General features: G+C 63.4%; 14 protein-coding genes and 1 tRNA gene. 9 read left to right on the top strand and 6 right to left on the bottom strand.

Features of this window, described 5'->3' with window-relative positions; all coding sequences use genetic code 11:
• Positions 1-39: 39 nt before the first annotated feature.
• Genes ACMLHG_RS14815 through ACMLHG_RS14825 form a run of 3 tightly spaced genes read left to right on the top strand, consistent with a single transcriptional unit; the run spans position 40 to position 3,571 of the window.
• Complete coding sequence (locus ACMLHG_RS14815) at positions 40-1,059, top strand: mevalonate kinase (RefSeq protein WP_295809879.1); 1,020 nt, start codon at positions 40-42, stop codon at positions 1,057-1,059.
• Positions 1,056-2,003: a UTP--glucose-1-phosphate uridylyltransferase GalU gene (galU, locus tag ACMLHG_RS14820; protein WP_294437360.1), complete on the top strand. Its 948-nt coding sequence runs from the start codon at positions 1,056-1,058 to the stop codon at positions 2,001-2,003. Before ACMLHG_RS14815 ends, galU begins: the two co-directional genes overlap by 4 nt.
• Complete coding sequence (locus tag ACMLHG_RS14825) at positions 1,997-3,571, top strand: DEAD/DEAH box helicase (RefSeq protein ID WP_294437358.1); 1,575 nt, start codon at positions 1,997-1,999, stop codon at positions 3,569-3,571. Before galU ends, ACMLHG_RS14825 begins: the two co-directional genes overlap by 7 nt.
• A 54-nt stretch (positions 3,572-3,625) precedes the next feature.
• On the opposite strand, the gene ACMLHG_RS14830 is transcribed toward ACMLHG_RS14825, so the two are convergent.
• A tRNA-Gly gene (locus ACMLHG_RS14830) sits at positions 3,626-3,699 on the bottom strand.
• 76 nt (positions 3,700-3,775) lie between these two features.
• Here ACMLHG_RS14830 and ACMLHG_RS14835 point away from each other — a divergent pair.
• The 3 genes from ACMLHG_RS14835 (at position 3,776) to ACMLHG_RS14845 (ending at position 7,546) form a co-directional block, all read left to right on the top strand.
• The gene (locus tag ACMLHG_RS14835) at positions 3,776-4,177 is read left to right on the top strand and encodes a hypothetical protein (protein ID WP_294436459.1); all 402 of its coding nucleotides are present in this window, start codon (positions 3,776-3,778) and stop codon (positions 4,175-4,177) included.
• Position 4,178: 1 nt separating this feature from the next.
• A complete protein-coding gene (locus tag ACMLHG_RS14840; RefSeq protein WP_417171003.1) occupies positions 4,179-5,495 on the top strand; it encodes a GNAT family N-acetyltransferase in 1,317 nt (438 codons plus the stop codon).
• A gap of 179 nt (positions 5,496-5,674) precedes the next feature.
• A complete protein-coding gene (locus tag ACMLHG_RS14845; protein WP_417171004.1) occupies positions 5,675-7,546 on the top strand; it encodes a serine/threonine-protein kinase in 1,872 nt (623 codons plus the stop codon).
• Here the strand turns inward: ACMLHG_RS14845 and ACMLHG_RS14850 are convergent.
• Together ACMLHG_RS14850 and ACMLHG_RS14855 are read right to left on the bottom strand one after the other, a co-directional pair.
• Positions 7,537-8,283: a hypothetical protein gene (locus ACMLHG_RS14850; protein ID WP_294436462.1), complete on the bottom strand. Its 747-nt coding sequence runs from the start codon at positions 8,281-8,283 to the stop codon at positions 7,537-7,539. The two genes, ACMLHG_RS14845 and ACMLHG_RS14850, sit on opposite strands and share 10 nt — an antisense overlap.
• Positions 8,280-8,756 carry a TrmH family RNA methyltransferase gene (locus tag ACMLHG_RS14855; protein ID WP_294436463.1) on the bottom strand — a complete coding sequence of 159 codons (477 nt, stop codon included), beginning with the start codon at positions 8,754-8,756 and terminating at the stop codon, positions 8,280-8,282. Before ACMLHG_RS14855 ends, ACMLHG_RS14850 begins: the two co-directional genes overlap by 4 nt.
• A 143-nt stretch (positions 8,757-8,899) precedes the next feature.
• Between ACMLHG_RS14855 and lpxA the strand changes: the two genes are divergently transcribed.
• Positions 8,900-9,700 carry an acyl-ACP--UDP-N-acetylglucosamine O-acyltransferase gene (gene lpxA / locus ACMLHG_RS14860; RefSeq protein WP_417171005.1) on the top strand — a complete coding sequence of 267 codons (801 nt, stop codon included), beginning with the start codon at positions 8,900-8,902 and terminating at the stop codon, positions 9,698-9,700.
• Between the two features lie 20 nt (positions 9,701-9,720).
• Complete coding sequence (gene gpmI / locus ACMLHG_RS14865) at positions 9,721-11,373, top strand: 2,3-bisphosphoglycerate-independent phosphoglycerate mutase (protein ID WP_294436465.1); 1,653 nt, start codon at positions 9,721-9,723, stop codon at positions 11,371-11,373.
• 107 nt (positions 11,374-11,480) lie between these two features.
• Here the strand turns inward: gpmI and ACMLHG_RS14870 are convergent, their stop codons facing one another.
• The 3 genes from ACMLHG_RS14870 to ACMLHG_RS14880 are packed head-to-tail and all read right to left on the bottom strand — an operon-like array spanning position 11,481 to position 14,505.
• The gene (locus ACMLHG_RS14870; RefSeq protein ID WP_417171006.1) at positions 11,481-12,434 is read right to left on the bottom strand and encodes an alpha-L-glutamate ligase-like protein; all 954 of its coding nucleotides are present in this window, start codon (positions 12,432-12,434) and stop codon (positions 11,481-11,483) included.
• Positions 12,431-13,960, bottom strand: a complete 1,530-nt coding sequence (locus ACMLHG_RS14875; protein WP_417171007.1) for a 7TM domain-containing protein — start codon at positions 13,958-13,960, stop codon at positions 12,431-12,433. The genes ACMLHG_RS14870 and ACMLHG_RS14875 overlap by 4 nt, the downstream gene beginning before the upstream one ends.
• A gap of 20 nt (positions 13,961-13,980) precedes the next feature.
• On the bottom strand, positions 13,981-14,505 hold the full coding sequence (locus tag ACMLHG_RS14880) for an ATP-dependent zinc protease (RefSeq protein ID WP_417171008.1): 525 nt from the start codon (positions 14,503-14,505) through the stop codon (positions 13,981-13,983).
• A gap of 163 nt (positions 14,506-14,668) precedes the next feature.
• On the opposite strand from ACMLHG_RS14880, the gene ACMLHG_RS14885 reads away from it, so the two are divergent.
• Positions 14,669-15,307 (top strand): helix-turn-helix domain-containing protein (locus ACMLHG_RS14885; protein WP_417171009.1); only part of this gene is annotated, 639 nt, incomplete at its 3' end.

The following is a 15,307-nucleotide window of genomic DNA, read 5'->3' on the forward strand; positions in this document are numbered from 1 at the left end:
ATATTATCAGACGTCGATCGAAAACCAGGTAAGAATTGCATGATCATCAAAACCACAGCCTACCCGCGGGCCGCTCTGGTGGGGAACCCTTCCGACGGATATTACGGCAAGACCATCGCTTTCGTCTTCCGCAACTACTCCGCCGATGTGGAACTGTATGAAACTCCGGAACTGGAGCTCCTCCCGGCAAAGCGCGACGACAACCGCTTCAACAATCTGGAGGCGCTCGCCGCCGACGTCGAACTCTACGGCTACTACGGAGGAATCCGTCTGCTCAAGGCGGCGGCGAAAATCTTCCGCGACCACTGCCGCAGAATCGGAATCCACCTGGAGGAGAAGAACTTCACCATGCGCTACCGGAGCACGATTCCGAACCGGCTCGGGCTGGCCGGGTCGTCGGCGATCATCACCGCCGCCATGCGCGCGATGTTCCGCTTCTACGGGCTCTCCGTCGAACCGGCGGTGCTGGCCAACCTCGTGCTCGCCACCGAACGGGATGAACTGAACATCCCCGCCGGCCTGCAGGACCGGGTGGCTCAGGCTTACAACACGCCGGTCTTCATGGATTTCGACCGCGAACACATGCTCCGCCACGGCGTCGGGCGCTACGAGCCGATCACCATTCCGGAGGATCTCAATCTCTACGTCGCCTACCGGACCGACCTGGCGGAGGGCTCCGAAGTGCTCCACAGCCGGCTGCGCGGCGACTACGACGCCGGAGTGCCGCGGGTGCTCGACGCCATGCGCGAATGGGGCGACCTCACCTGCCGCGTCCGCGAAGCGATCGAGCGACACAACTACGCCGCCCTGCCCGCTCTGCTCAACCGGAACTTCGATCTGCGCTGCGAAGTCTGTTCGGAAGCGATCAGCGAAAAGAATCTGCAGATGGTGCAGGCGGCCCGGTCGACCGGCGCATCCGCCAAGTTCACCGGCTCCGGCGGCGCGATCATCGGCACCTACGAGGACGAGGCGATGTACCGCCGCCTCGAAGAGGTGCTCCACCGGAACCGGATCAACGTCATCAAACCGGAAATCGTCACCGAAGGAGAGACGCTGTGAAACAGAAAATCCGCAAAGCCGTTCTCCCCGCCGCCGGATTCGGCACGCGCTTTCTCCCCTTCACCCGGGCGGTTCCGAAGGAGATGATTCCGCTGGTGGACAAGCCGGTGATCCAGTACGTGGTCGAAGAGGCCGCGGCCTCGGGCATCGAAGAGATTCTGATCGTCACCAGTTCCGGCAAAAACGCGATCCAGGAGCATTTCAACCCGGCCCATGCCCTGGAAGCCCGGCTCGAAGCGACCGGCAAAACGGCGCTTCTGGAAGAGCTCCGCGCCATCGACTCCCTGGCCGACATCCACTACATCTACCAGCAGCAGCTCAACGGGCTCGGCGACGCGGTCCTCCGCGCGCAGTCGTTCGTCGGCGACGAGCCCTTTGCGGTGCTGCTGGCCGATACGGTGCTCGACTCGCACACCGGCCGCCCGGTCATCGGCCAGCTCATCGACGCCTTCGAGGAGTACGGCGGCCCGGTCACCGCGCTCGAAGAGGTGCCGCTCGAGCGGATCAGCCGCTACGGCGTCATCGACGGCGAGGAGATCGGTGACAGCGGCATCTATTGTGTCCGCGACTTCGTCGAGAAACCCGCCCCGGAGGAGGCGCCCAGCCGCCTCGCCATCGCGTCGCGCTACCTCTTCACGCCGGAGATCTTCGACGAACTCCGGCACACCGCGCGCGGCAAAGGCAATGAAATCCAGCTCACCGACGCCATGCGCCAACTGGTCAGGAAACGCCCGATGTTCGGCCGCCGGATCGCCGGCGCCCGTTACGACCTCGGCAGCAAGACCGGGTTCCTCCGCGCCACGGTCGAATTCGGACTCCGCCGGCCGGAGTTCCGCGAATCGTTCGCCGCGTTCCTGCGCGAAATTGCCGGGCAGCTGCCCGGAGCGCCCTCAGAAAACGGCGCAGAACCACACAAGACAGAAAGAGAGAATACATCGTGCTGAACACATTGAAAAAAGCGTTGAAGTCCCTGCTGGGCGGCAATGCCCGCTCAGTCACCGTCACCATTGAAACCAAAGAGAGCGGAAAGGCGAAGAATTCCGGCCAGCGCCGGGAGAAAACGCGCGACAAAAACCGCGCCAAAGAGCGGAACAAAGAGCAGGAAAAGGCGCGCGAGAAAGCCCCGAAACGGGAACGCGCCGCCAAGGAAGCGCGTCCGCCACGCGAACGCAAGCCGGCGGTCCGCCCCGAACCCGCGGCGGCGCCGAAGCCGGAACACCCGGCCGAACTGCGCGACGTGCCGCCCTGCGAAGGGAAGACCCGCTTCCTCGATCTGCCGCTCCACCCGGAGGTGCAGTTCGGCGTTCAGAACGCGGGGTTTGAATACTGCACCCCGATTCAGGCGATGACCCTGCCCGCACTGCTCGAAGGGCGCGACCTCGCCGGGAAAGCCCAGACCGGAACCGGCAAGACCGCCGCCTTCCTGCTGGCGATTTTCACCCGGCTGCTCAACCACCCGGTGGAGAACCGCAAACCCGGCCGCGCCCGGGCGCTGGTGCTCGCCCCCACCCGGGAGCTCGCCATGCAGATCCACAAGGACGCCGAACAGCTCGGCGTCTTCACCGGCCTCTACAACACCGTCGTCTTCGGCGGCATGGATCATGAGAAACAGCGCCGTTCGCTCGACCGGCCGATCGACGTGATCATCGGCACCCCCGGCCGGATCATCGACTATTCGCGCGGCAGCAGCCTCGACCTCTCGCAGGTGGAGGTGCTGGTGATCGACGAGGCAGACCGCATGCTCGACATGGGGTTCATTCCGGACGTCAAACGGATCGTCTCCCAGCTGCCGCGCAAAGGGGAGCGTCAGACACTGCTCTTCAGCGCCACCCTCGATGAACATATCCTGCGCCTCACCTCCGGCTGGCTGGCGGAACCGGTCATCGTCGAAAGCGAGCCGGAGAAGATGGTCAGCGAAAACATCGAGCAGACCTTCTACTCGGTGCTTCGGGAGGAGAAGCTCGCGCTGACCCTCTATCTGCTCGCCAACGAGCCTTACGACCGGGTGCTGATCTTCGGCAACCGCAAGGATGTCAATCTGCGGCTGCAATACGATCTTGCGCGCTACGGCTATCAGGTGCCGGTGCTCTCCGGAGACATTCCGCAGGAGAAGCGGATCAAGATCCTCGAACGGTTCCGCGAAGGCACCGAAAAAGTGGTGATCGCCACCGACGTCGCTGCCCGCGGCATCCACGTCGACGACGTCTCGCTGGTGATCAACTACGACCTGCCGGAGCATGCGGAGGATTATGTCCACCGCATCGGCCGCACCGGACGCGCCGGGCACTCCGGCAAATCGATCAGCTTCCTCTGCGAATACGGCGCCTACTATCTGCCGGATATTGAAAAGTTGCTCGACGTCCGCTTCTCCAGCATTCTGCCGACGGAGGAGATGCTGAAACTGCCGGAACCGGTGCAGGGAGCCAAGCTGCCCCGGCGCGAACCGGAGGCGGCCCGGCACAGCGGACACCGCGGCGGTTCCGGCCGGGGCCGCGGAGGGCGTCGCCGGTGAAAACGAAACGGGCGCGCAAATCAAACTGCGCGCCCGGAACATGGACAAAAAAAATGGAGCGGGTGACCGGAGTCGAACCGGCGTCGCCAGCTTGGGAAGCTGGAGCATGACCGTTTTGCTACACCCGCATCGGTTGAATGGTGGTAAATATAACCCGATCGTGCGGGATTTCAAGCCGGAATTTCAAGAAATCGGAGGATTCTTATGAAAAAATGTGGAGGAATCGCACTCCTCGCCGCCGTCGCCCTTCTTTCCGTCGGCGGCTGCGGGCTCTTTCAGGAGGAGAAACGGCTGCCGTCGGAAGATATTGAAATCTTCCAGTTCTACCCGGAACTCATCTCCGTGTTGAAAAATCCCGCCCTGCCCCCGAACAGCAAAGAGAAATATGAGGCCGCCCGGGAAATCATCCGCAAAGTGGACTTCAGTTTCACCCGGGAATCCAAGACACTCAACGACATCTTCTTTTACGGAGACGCGATCATCGACTCGCCCAACACGCCGGACCACACCATCTCCTTCAACTATCAGTACGGCGATCATTACGTGCGGTTCCAGTTCTTCATGTACCGCAACTTCGTACTGCGCACCGAAGTGACCGAGAAATAAGATGGGTTCCGCCGCGGAGGATCAACGCTTCATGCGCGCCGCCCTGGCGGAGGCGGAACGCGCCGCCGCCGAGGGGGAGGTCCCGATCGGCGCCGTGGCGGTCCGTGACGGCAGGATCATCGCCGCCGCCCGCAACCGGGTGGAGGCATCCGGGTCCGCCGTCGCCCATGCCGAATTCGAACTGCTCCGCGCCGCCGAAGCCGCGGTCGGCGGCCGCCGGATGGACGAGGTCGACTTCTACGTCACCAAAGAGCCCTGCCCGATGTGCGCCGGAATGCTGGTCAACGCCCGGGTCCGCCGGGTGGTCTTCGGCATCGGCGACCCGCATGGCGGCGGCTGCGGCGGTGCGCTCGACGTCACCGGCCACCCCGGAATGCTCTGGCATGTCGCGGTCACCGGCGGCGTTCTCGCCGACGAATGCCGCCGCCTGCTCGAAACCTTTTTCCGGGACGCGCGGAAAAAAAAGGCCCCCCTCCCCGGCAACATCCGGATGCGCAACTTCCAGCGCGACGCCTACGGCATCGAATTGAACAAACTTCTGCGCGACGCCTTCGGTCGCGACCTGACGCAATGGTTCCGCTGGAAGGTGTGGAACAACCATTTTGAAAGCTACTCGATCGCCCGGCCGAATTCCGAATTGATCGCCCACACCGGCGTGTTCCGCCTGCAGTTGCACCTCGGCGGCGAACATTTTCCCGTCGTCGTGCTCGCCGCCATCGCCACCGCCCGGGCGGAGCGAGGCCGCGGCCACATCCGGAAACTTCTGGGAGCCGTGCTGGAGCGCTGTGCAGACACCCCGGTTCTGCTCACAGCGCCCTCCGCCGCGGCCACCTTTCTGCAAAAATTCGACTTCCGCCCGGTGCAGGAACAGCAACCGGTGGCGGAAATCGTCTCCGGCAACCCCGCCGTTTGCGGCAGAAAACTCACCCCCGAAGAGGCCCGCCCCCTGCTGGAACAGAACCGCTGTGACAGCTCCGCCTTCAGAGCGGAAGAGGCTCTGCCGCTCGAACTGCTGCGCCTCTGCTGCGGCTGGGCGGATCAGCTCCTCCTGCTCCGCGACGGCCTCGCCGCCGCCTGTCACCGGAGGGGGGAGACACTCCATCTGGGCGGTCTCTTCGGCCCGAATCCGGCCAGATGGGAGGAGCTGGTCACTCTCCTGCCGCTTTCCGGCGTCCGCCGGGTGGAGTTCGGGTTCGCGCCCGAGATCCCCGGCGTACCGATCCACTGGGTGGAGCCATCTCCGGCCCGCCGGGTGTTTCTCCGCGGGGAACTCCCCCTGCCCGTGCCCTTCCATTTCCCGGAATCGCTGGAATTCTGAGCAAAAAAATTGAATTTCCGCAAAAAAGCACTATATTGATCGAATATCATTTCAACTGAACTGCGGCAACCCCGGAGCTGAATTATGAACCGTATCTTCGATCTCTCTCCCCGGCGAACGACCGGGAGTTCCGGGTACCGGTCCGGCGCCGGGTGCCGTTCCTGCCGGTGAGTGCCATCATGGCGGCCCCCTCCCTCGAACATCTCAAAGGCCGGGATATCGCCGGGTTCCGGATTCTTGCCGAACTCGGGCGGGGCAACAACGGTATCGTCTACCTCGCCCGCCAGCTGACGCTCGACCGTGAAGTGGCCCTCAAACTCCTGCTCCCGGAGCTGGCCGCCGAACCGGAGTACACCCGGAGCATCCTGCGCGAAGCCCGGCTCGCCGCCCGGCTCGACCATCCCAATATCGTGCAGGCGCTCGACGCCGGCTCTTCGCCGGATGGCTTCTGCTTTTTCGCCATGGAGTATGTGCCGGGCAGAACGCTCGAAGATATCCGCATTCACCATCCGGAGGAGCTTTCGTTCCGCTTCCTGCTGGATCTCTCGATCCAGCTCGCCGACGCGCTCGCCTACGCCTGGAAACACTGCCGGATGATCCACGGCGACATCAAGCCGGGCAATCTGCTGATCCGCGACGGCGACCGCCGCCTCAAACTGGCGGACCTGGGGCTCGCCCGGATCAGCGGCGTTCCGGGGGCCGATGAGATCGTGGTGACCCCGCTCTATGCCGCGCCGGAGGTGATCCGCGGAGAGTTCGCCAAGGTGGGGCAGACCAGCGACATCTACAGCTTCGGCGTGATGTTCTATGAACTCGCAGCCGGGAAACCGCCCTTCCGGGGCGACACCGATTTCCTCATCGACGCCCACCAGAACCTGCCGCCCCCGCCGTTGTGGGAGGCCAATCCGGACATCGACCCGGAACTCGCCGGATTCGTGATGCAGATGCTGGAAAAAGAGCCGGAGCACCGCCCCGCCGACTGGGAGGAGGTCGCCGCTTTTCTGCGGGAAACCCGCGCCCGGCTCTACTCGCCCGGCTACGCGGCGAAACGGCAGGCGCAGCGGAATCAACCGGCCGCCCTCCGCAACCGCCGCCACCCGCTGCTCACGCCGCTGTTGGTCGTGGCGTTCGTCTTGATCTTTCTGCTTCTGGGGGCGTTCTTCTACACCGCCTTCCGGTTCCTCACCGAGGACACGACGCTCACACCGATCACCATCACGCCGGAACCGCCGGCGGAACCGCTCCCCGTCGGCGATGCGGTTGCCCCGGACGAGCTCTTGAAAGTCGCTCTCTCCGGCGAAGCGGTGCGTGAACTGCCCCCGCCCCGGCAGCAGCCGACGGAATCTCCGCAACGGGCCGTCGCCACGCCGCCGGCCTCCCCGCCGGTCACCCGGCCGGCCCGCCCGGTGCAGACAGCTTCAGATTCTGCGGAACATCAGTCGCCCCCGCCGGACTCCGTTCCGCCGCCACCTCCGCCGACGGTTCCGCCGGAATCGGTGGAGCCTCCGGCAAAGCGGGTCTTCAGCCCGCGCATTTCGATCCACGCCCTGCGGAAACGGATGCAGAAACTCGACCGGATGCTCGCACAGCTCAATGCGGACGATTATCCGCGCAAATGGCGGGAGAAGGCCCGCGAGGTCGGCGCCCACTCCTGGCTCCTGCTGCTTCAACTCGCCACCCGCGACCTGCCGATTCCGGAACCGGACCGGTTCGAACCAACCGGCGCCAACCGGGAGGCGGACTGGATCTCCTTCGGCGGCATGGCCGGCTTCATCCGGGTCTACCCGAAGATGCCGCCGATACGGATTGCCCGCGGCTTCGGAGCCGGACTCTACCGGGAACTGCGCAAGGCACGCCTGCTGCCCGCCGGGCTGGATGGAGAGTTCAGCCGGGCGTTCGAATTCTTCGTCCGGGAGCGGATGGGGCGCACGCCCATCCGCCCTCTCGACAACCGCATTCTTCGCAGCTGCAACTACTCCCTGCCGGATTTCGTCGACACGTTGAAGGACGGCACCCTCGCCCGCCGGCTCCAGACCGCCGGTCAGAAGTGAAATCCCCGGAACGGCAGTTTGTTCGGATGGCGCAGCACCCGGCAGCGCGGACACATGAAATTGCCCAGTCCGTAGATGGAGGCGCACAGCTCCGACTCGAAGAGTTCGACCCGCTCCCCTTCGACCACCTCAATCCGCTCCGGTGAATTGTCGGCGATCAGAATGCCGGGGCCGCGGACCACTTCGATCTCCACCCGCGAATTCGACGCCAGCACCAGATGGTTGACCTCCTCGGTGGAATTGCTGAACGCCAGCCCGATCCCGACCCGGAAAATGCTGTGGGTGATGCTGCGGTAATAGGCGGTACTGCCGTGGACGCTCGAAAGACCGACCCCGTCGCCGACCACCTCGTTGGCGTAGAGCTCCCCGTCGATCCACACCCGGTACCGCAACGCGCTGGAGTGATCGAGGTTGTGCAGAAATACATCGTTCAGCGCAGTGACCACGCGGCCCCGCACCCGGCCTGCCACCTTCGGCAGCGACACCAGCGGCGTTTTCCCCGCGCAGAAGGCGGCGAGCTGCAGCTCACAGCGATGTTCCGGGCAGAGCGGCGCCGTGCGGGCGTCGCGGATCGGCAGTTTCGGCACGCCCGGGTAATCCCGCTCCGCGCCGAGCAGCGCTCCGTCGCCGCCGTGAGCGACCACCAGGGAGAAATCCCGCTCCGCTTCCTCCAGTCCGAATTCGCCGAGCAACGGACGGATGTCCTCCAGATTCTTGCCCACCAGTTTGATCTTCATACCTTCACTCCGTAACGCGTCACCGCCACAATGGCATAGAGGATCGCCGCCGCCGCGTTGCCGACGTTGATCGAGGCCTTCTCGCCGAACATCGGCAGACTGACCAGCCCGTCGACCAGCTCCAGCGTCTCCGGCGCCACCCCGAGCGCCTCGTTGCCGAAAATCACCGCCAGCGGGAACTCATACTTCATCTCCCAGGCGAACCGGCTTCCCGGCATGGGCTCGGCGGCGAGGATCATCCGGTACCCCTCCGCCCGGAGCGTGCGGACCGCCGTGGCCGAATCCGCCATCACCCGGCAGGGCACCATCGCATCCGCCCCCATGGCGGTCTTCGCCAGCTTCGGATGCGGCGGCGCGGGGGTGTAGCCGCAGGCGATGATCTCCGCCGCGCCGACCGCTTCGGCAATCCGGAAGATGTTGCCGGTGTTGTGCGCACTGCGCAGCCGGTCCAATACAATGGCAATCCGCTCCACGTCGAAAAAACCTCCTGTTTCGAAATTTCATTAAATTAGTATCTTTATGCCGCTTTTGCAAGCACGGAAACTTGCCGGAAGCCCATTTTGATGATATATTACAGCAACATCCCTTAATCTTCGGAACATGAGAGGTTTTCCGTATGCCTAAAATTCATCCCTCCGCAATCGTCGCAGACGGCGCCATCCTCGATGACAGCGTGGAAGTCGGTCCCTTCTGCTATGTCGGCCCCCACGTCACCATCGGAGCCGGCACCCGGCTGATCGGTCACTGCAATATCGACGGCTACACCACGCTCGGCTCCGGCAATGTGGTCCACCCCTTCGCGGCGCTCGGGCAGCCGGCGCAGGATCACGCGGTCGTCCCCGGGGCGAAAACCTATCTCAAGATCGGCAACGACAACATCTTCCGCGAAGGGTGCGCCATCCACACCGGCACCAAGCCGGACAGTGAAACCGTCATCGGCAATCACTGCATGTTCATGAACGCCACCCACGTCGCCCACAACTGCCGGATCGGCAACAACGTCATCTTCGTCGGCTTCTCCGGCTGCGCCGGGTACTGCGAGGTGTTCGACAACGTGCTTCTCTCGGCGCTCTCCGGGATGCACCAGTTCTGCCGGATCGGCCGGTTCGCCATCATCTCCGGCGGCTCGGTCTTCTCGCAGGACGTCCCCCCCTTCATGATGGCCGAAGGACGCAACGGCGGCGTCAAAATGATCAACAAAGTCGGGCTTCAACGCGCCGGCTTCAGCAGTGAAACCATCACCATCATCAAACACCTCTACCGGATCTACTACCGCAGCGGACTCATCCCCTCCAACGCGCTCGCGAAAATCAAGGAGGAGCTGCCGCAGACTCCGGAGGTGCTCGAATTCATCCAGTTCTGTGAAAGCAGCAAGCGCGGCGTCCTGCCTCCGCACAAGGAAGGCCACCGCAACTAACGATAGAGAGGAATTTCATCATGCTTGAACCTTTGAAGAAAAATCCGGATTTCACCCCGCGCCGCGGCCCGGTGGTGCTCGCCATTCTCGACGGCGTCGGCTTCGGCAAGTACACCGACGGCGATGCGGTGCTCAACGCCCACACTCCGGTGCTGGACCGCCTGCTCAAGGAGTGCCCGACCACCCGTCTCAAGGCGCACGGCACCGCGGTGGGGATGCCCTCCGACGCCGACATGGGCAACAGCGAAGTGGGACACAACGCCATCGGCTGCGGCCGCGTCTTCTCGCAGGGCGCGAAGCTGGTCGAAGAGGCGGTCGAGTCGAAGAAGCTCTTCGCCGGCGAAACCTGGAAGAAGCTGATCGCCAATGTGAAGGAGCACAATTCGACGCTCCACTTCATCGGTCTCTTTTCCGACGGCAACGTCCACAGCAACATCGCGCATCTGAAGGCGATGGTGCTGGAGGCGAAGGCGGAAGGGGTCCGTCGCATCCGCATCCACGCGCTGCTCGACGGCCGTGATGTGCCGGAAACCTCGGCGCTGGAGTACATCGATCCCTTCGAGGAGTTCCTCGCCGGGCTGAACCGCGACGGCGTCGACTTCCGGATCGCTTCCGGCGGCGGCCGCATGGTCATCACCATGGACCGTTACGGCGCGAACTGGGAAATGGTTCACAAGGGGTGGGAAACCCACGTGCACGGCAACGGGGAGTTCTTCCCCAATGCGCACGAGGCGATCGTGAAGCTGCGTGAGCGGACCGGCGCCATCGACCAGGATCTGCCCGCATTCGTCATCTCCGACGACGGCAAGACGCCGGTGGGGCCGATTGAGGACAACGATTCGGTGATCTACTTCAACTTCCGCGGCGACCGTTCGCTGGAGATCACGGCGGCGTTCGAGGAGGAGGCGTTCGACAAGTTCGACCGCGGCCGCCGTCCGAAGGTGATGTACGCGGGGATGATGGAGTATGACGGCGACCTGCACGCGCCGAAGCTCTTCCTGGTCAACCCGCCGGAAATCGACCGCACGATGGATGAATATCTCTGCGCGACCGGCGTCAGCCAGCTCGCGGTGAGCGAAACCCAGAAGTACGGGCATGTGACCTACTTCTTCAACGGCAACCGTTCCGGGAAGTTCGACGACAAGCTCGACACCTACGTGGAAATCCGGTCGGATGTGGTTCCCTTCGAACAGCGCCCGTGGATGAAGTGCGCCGAAATCACCGACAAGGTGATCGAGGCGATTGAAAGCGGCGCCTACCGGATGATCCGGCTGAACTATCCCAACGGCGACATGGTCGGCCACACCGGCAGCATGGAAGCGGTGCTGGTGGCGATGGAGGCGCTGGACCTCTGCCTCGGCCGTCTGGTGGAGGCGGTGAAGAAGGCGGGCGGCGTGCTGGTGATCTCCGCCGACCACGGCAACGCCGACGACATGCTCGAACACGACAAGAAGGGCAACGTTAAACTCGATGCGGAGGGCAACCCCTGCCGCAAGACCAGCCATTCGCTCAATCCGGTGCCGTGCATCATCTACGATCCGGAGAGCAAGGGCGAATACAAGCCGGAGCTGCGCGACGGTCTCGGCATCAGTTCGCTGGCCGCGACCTGCATCGAACTGCTCGGCTACAAGGCGCCGGCGGATTACGATCCGGCGGTGATCCAGTTCCGGTAAGTTCCAGACAGCAGAACACCGCCCGGGGGATGCTCCGGGCGGTGTTTTTTTTTCGGCGGAAACGAGTGTGTCCCCACCCGTCACCGGCACATGGATGTTTCGTAAAATCAGTCGAAGTGTTCGCGGGCGAAGGCGATCTTCTCCGCCTGGGTGGGGTGAGCGCCCTCCGGCAGGCTTTCAATCAACTTCAGCCGCGAGAGCAGTCCCTGCCCGTTGGCGATCTGAATCGCCAGCCCCGGCCGGGCGTTCAATTCCAGCAGCAGCGGGCCGCGCTGCCGGTCGGTGGCGATGTCCGCACCGAAATAGCCGAGCGGAGTCATTTCAGCACAACGGGCGGCCAGATCCAGATGACGCTCCCAGTCGGCCACGCGCAGTTCGGAGAACGGCGCCCCGGTATCCGGATGGTGGGTGATCTCACGGTTGTGCCGCGCGGCAAAGCGCGGACTCCCGTCGCGGATGCTCAGCCCGACGCCGACCGCCCCCTGGTGCAGGTTCGCCCGCCCGTCCGATTCGCGGGTGGCCAGCCGGATCATCGCCATCACCGGATACCCCCGGAAGACGATCAGCCGCACATCCGGCACCCCCTGATAACTGAAACGGCTGTAGATGTCCGAGAAGTCGATGCAACGTTCGACCAACGCATAGTCCACCTGCCCGCCGAGGCTGTAAAGGCCGCTCAGGATGTTCGAAATGTGCTCGTAGATCATCGCATAGTCGCAATATGCCCCGTTCGCCTTGCGGAACCGGGTTCCATCGTGCTCCTTGATCACCAGAATGCCGCGGCCGCCGCTGCCGTGCCCCGGTTTGATGACGAAGTCCGGCACCGGCGCGACCAGCTTGCCGAACTCCCGCACCTCATACTGAAACCGGATGCATCCGACCAGCTCCGCCGTCGTCACACCGGCGCGCATCGCCAGCTCCTTGGTGCGCAGTTTGTCGTCCACATCCGGGTAGTCGGCCCGCCGGTTGTAGCGCATGATGTAACTGTAGTTGCGCCGGTTCATGCCCAGCACACCCGACGCGGCAAGCGCTCGCGGAGAAACCAGACGCGGCAGTTTCATGGCTTCACCAGAGGCTGAAAGCGAATCAGTTCACTCACCCGGTAGCCGGTATAGGTGCCCAGCAGCAGGATGACGCCGAGAATCGCCAGATTGAGTTCCGAAAAGGTGTAGAGCAAATATTGCAGATAGCTGTTGGAGAGAATCAGGTAGCAGACTGCGGCAATCGCCAGACTCGCCCCGAGCTGCATGAGGGTGTTCCGGGCGCCGTCCTCCTCCCAGATCGTCGAGGCGCGCTCGATCGTCCACGCGATGATGATCAGGGGGAAGAAAGTCACCGCCATGAAGTCCCGCAGCTGCAGCCCGTTGGCGACCATGCTGATGAGCTGCATCAGCAGAATCACCACCACCACCACCGCCGAAATCCGCGGCACCATCAATAGATTCAGCTTCGACAGCCAGAAGCGAATCGCCAGCCCCACGGTGAGAATCAGCAGAAAACAGATGATGCCGGGCAGCAGTTTCATCTCCAGAAACGCCATGGCGATCAGCACCGGCATGAAGGTCCCCATCGTCGGGATTCCGACAATGTTGCGCGCCACGACGATCAGCAGAATCGCCAGCGGCAGGAGCGCCAGCTTCTGAAACATGTTCTGCGTCCCCGCCGGCAGGGCAAAGAGCGTCAGGTTCGGGAAATTCCGTTCGCCGATAATCCGGGAGCGGATCCGGTTCAGAGTCTCCGCCCCCGTCGGCACCCGGGTGACCGAATAGCGGACCGCCGAATGCGTTCCGCCGGAAAGCTCGAACAGCGATTTCCCTCCCCGCTGGAGAATCAGAAATCCCTCCGGCAACCCCTCCTTGCCGGTGTTGGCCCGGAACACGTGCCAGGTTCCGTCAAAATAGAGGTCGAGGAAATCGACCGGCAACTGCTGCAGACGGCGGTCATCCAGACTGATTCCCCGCAGCAGACGCGCATGCAGTCCGCAGCGGCCGAGCACCGTAATGGCGGCGGCAAGCGTCCCCTCCCCGCCGGCGCGGCTGCCGGAGAGAAGTTTCCGTTCCGCGGGAGGAATGGCGGCCAGTTCCCGCAGCAGGGCCGGAACCAGCTCTTCCGGCGGAAGCCGCCGGCCGGGATCGATCTTCGCAAGCAGAGCGTCACACGCCGCGGCCGTCGCATCCGGAAGGACCGGGAACCCTTCCGGCGGCGGCGGCAGCACCGGTTCCGGCACCGTTCCCGGCACCACCCGGAAACGGCAGTTGACCGTCTGCCGGCCCGACGTCGGCGGCAAATTGAGCACGGCCCGCCGGTCTCCATCCTCTTCGGTCAACTGAAAATTCCGCTTCCCCTCCGGCACCAGCGAGAAGTAGTACCCCGGCGTCAGCTCCGGCAGGGCAAGGGAGAGATGAACCGGCTGCCCCGGCACCGCCTGAAAGGAGACCGAAGCATCCAGCTGATAAAAGACAGACGAGCGGTCGTTCAAACTGAAATCCAGAAAACGAACCTTGACGAAGACCACTCCCGCGGTCAATACGAAAAGCACCGCGACGATGAAAAAAAGCAGACGGCGATGGCCTTGATGGTCGGGCATGAGATGAACTCCTCCAAATGTTACAGCACGTTGCGGCGGGAGGGATCCACCGCCGCCAGCCCGTTGATGACGTTGCGCCCGAGCAGAACCGGATACTCAAAATGGCTCCGGTCGGCCAGCGTGAACTCCCGCTGCAGCGTGAGGTGGCCGATGCGGAAGGTCAGCAGAACCGTGTAGCGCTGCATGGATTCGGCACCGTGCCGTTTGATCGTGGCGACGCGCTCCACCGGCAGCTCGTAACTGCGGGTGAGCTTCTCGCCGCGGCTGACGATCTGGAACGACACCCATTTCTTCCCGTCCCGCTCGAACCCGCGGATATTTCTCGCGTCGATGGAACTGGTCGTGGCACCGGTATCAACCCGTGCCTCAAACGGAGCGGAAAAACCCTCCAGATAGACCGCCTCAGTCTCGCCGATGATCCCGAGCGGAAGGTCGCCGAGCACGGAGGCCGCACTCTGCGGCACCGCTCCAGCATCCGATTTTACAGATTCGCATCCGGCAAACAGCAGCGCCGTCGCCGGAAAAAGCAGGAAAAGCCATTTCATTTCAAAACCTCCTCTACAATCAACGCTCCCCGGACAGAAAATATTCATATACTATACCACAAAAGTCCCCTTTTTTCAATTCCCGCCCGCCCTTGACTTTCCTTCGAGACCGGTTATATTAATTGCATATATAGAAATTATAATTTCAAATACAGCAATTATCTTGAAAACCCTGCAGAAAGCGCTCGATCTTCTGGAATTCGTTTCCACCCGGGACGGCGAAGCGGTCACACCGAAAACCGCGGCGGAAAAACTCGGCATCAACCCGAGCAGCTGCGTCCGCCTGATGCAGACGCTCACCGACCGCGGGTACCTGGTGCAGATTTCGCGGCGGGCGGGCTACGCTGGCGGCCCCGCGCTCACCGCCTACGGCTGCCGGGCGACCAGCAGCAACACGCTGGCCGCCGCCGCAGCAGAACCGCTTCGGGAACTCTCGACCGAACTCGGCGGCAGGATGATCAACCTCTCCGTAGCACACCGCAACCGCCGTTATCTGATTTTTCAATGCGGTCACACGCCGGGAGCAAAGGTGGGAGATTTCATCGGGCACAGCTGGGATCTGGAGGAGAACGCCACGGAACTTCTCCTGCTCGCCGCCGCTCCGGAAACGGAACGGCTCCGGATTCTCCAGCAGGCGGAGATTCCCCGGCGGTACCGTTCCCGCGCGGAATTCCGGCAGGAGCTCGATCGTCTGCACCGGCAGCGTCATGTGATATTTTACGGGGAACGGCAGGGGATGTGGATCGTCGGCGGACTGATGGAGCCGCCCGGCTTCCCCGCCGCCACCCTGGGCTTCGGCATG

This window comes from Victivallis sp. (assembly GCF_048170485.1).
Lineage (GTDB): Bacteria > Verrucomicrobiota > Lentisphaeria > Victivallales > Victivallaceae > Victivallis.

What these genes read in the sequence shown, in the direction of transcription:
- ACMLHG_RS14870 (WP_417171006.1), bottom strand. Translation starts at nt 12,434, where the DNA reads ATGAAACTGCCGCGTCTGGTTTCTCCGCGAGCGCTTGCCGCGTCGGGT.
- ACMLHG_RS14840 (WP_417171003.1), top strand. Translation starts at nt 4,179, where the DNA reads ATGGGTTCCGCCGCGGAGGATCAACGCTTCATGCGCGCCGCCCTGGCG.
- ACMLHG_RS14845 (WP_417171004.1), top strand. Translation starts at nt 5,675, where the DNA reads ATGGCGGCCCCCTCCCTCGAACATCTCAAAGGCCGGGATATCGCCGGG.
- lpxA (WP_417171005.1), top strand. Translation starts at nt 8,900, where the DNA reads ATGCCTAAAATTCATCCCTCCGCAATCGTCGCAGACGGCGCCATCCTC.
- gpmI (WP_294436465.1), top strand. Translation starts at nt 9,721, where the DNA reads ATGCTTGAACCTTTGAAGAAAAATCCGGATTTCACCCCGCGCCGCGGC.
- ACMLHG_RS14850 (WP_294436462.1), bottom strand. Translation starts at nt 8,283, where the DNA reads ATGAAGATCAAACTGGTGGGCAAGAATCTGGAGGACATCCGTCCGTTG.
- ACMLHG_RS14835 (WP_294436459.1), top strand. Translation starts at nt 3,776, where the DNA reads ATGAAAAAATGTGGAGGAATCGCACTCCTCGCCGCCGTCGCCCTTCTT.
- ACMLHG_RS14815 (WP_295809879.1), top strand. Translation starts at nt 40, where the DNA reads ATGATCATCAAAACCACAGCCTACCCGCGGGCCGCTCTGGTGGGGAAC.
- ACMLHG_RS14875 (WP_417171007.1), bottom strand. Translation starts at nt 13,960, where the DNA reads ATGCCCGACCATCAAGGCCATCGCCGTCTGCTTTTTTTCATCGTCGCG.
- ACMLHG_RS14880 (WP_417171008.1), bottom strand. Translation starts at nt 14,505, where the DNA reads ATGAAATGGCTTTTCCTGCTTTTTCCGGCGACGGCGCTGCTGTTTGCC.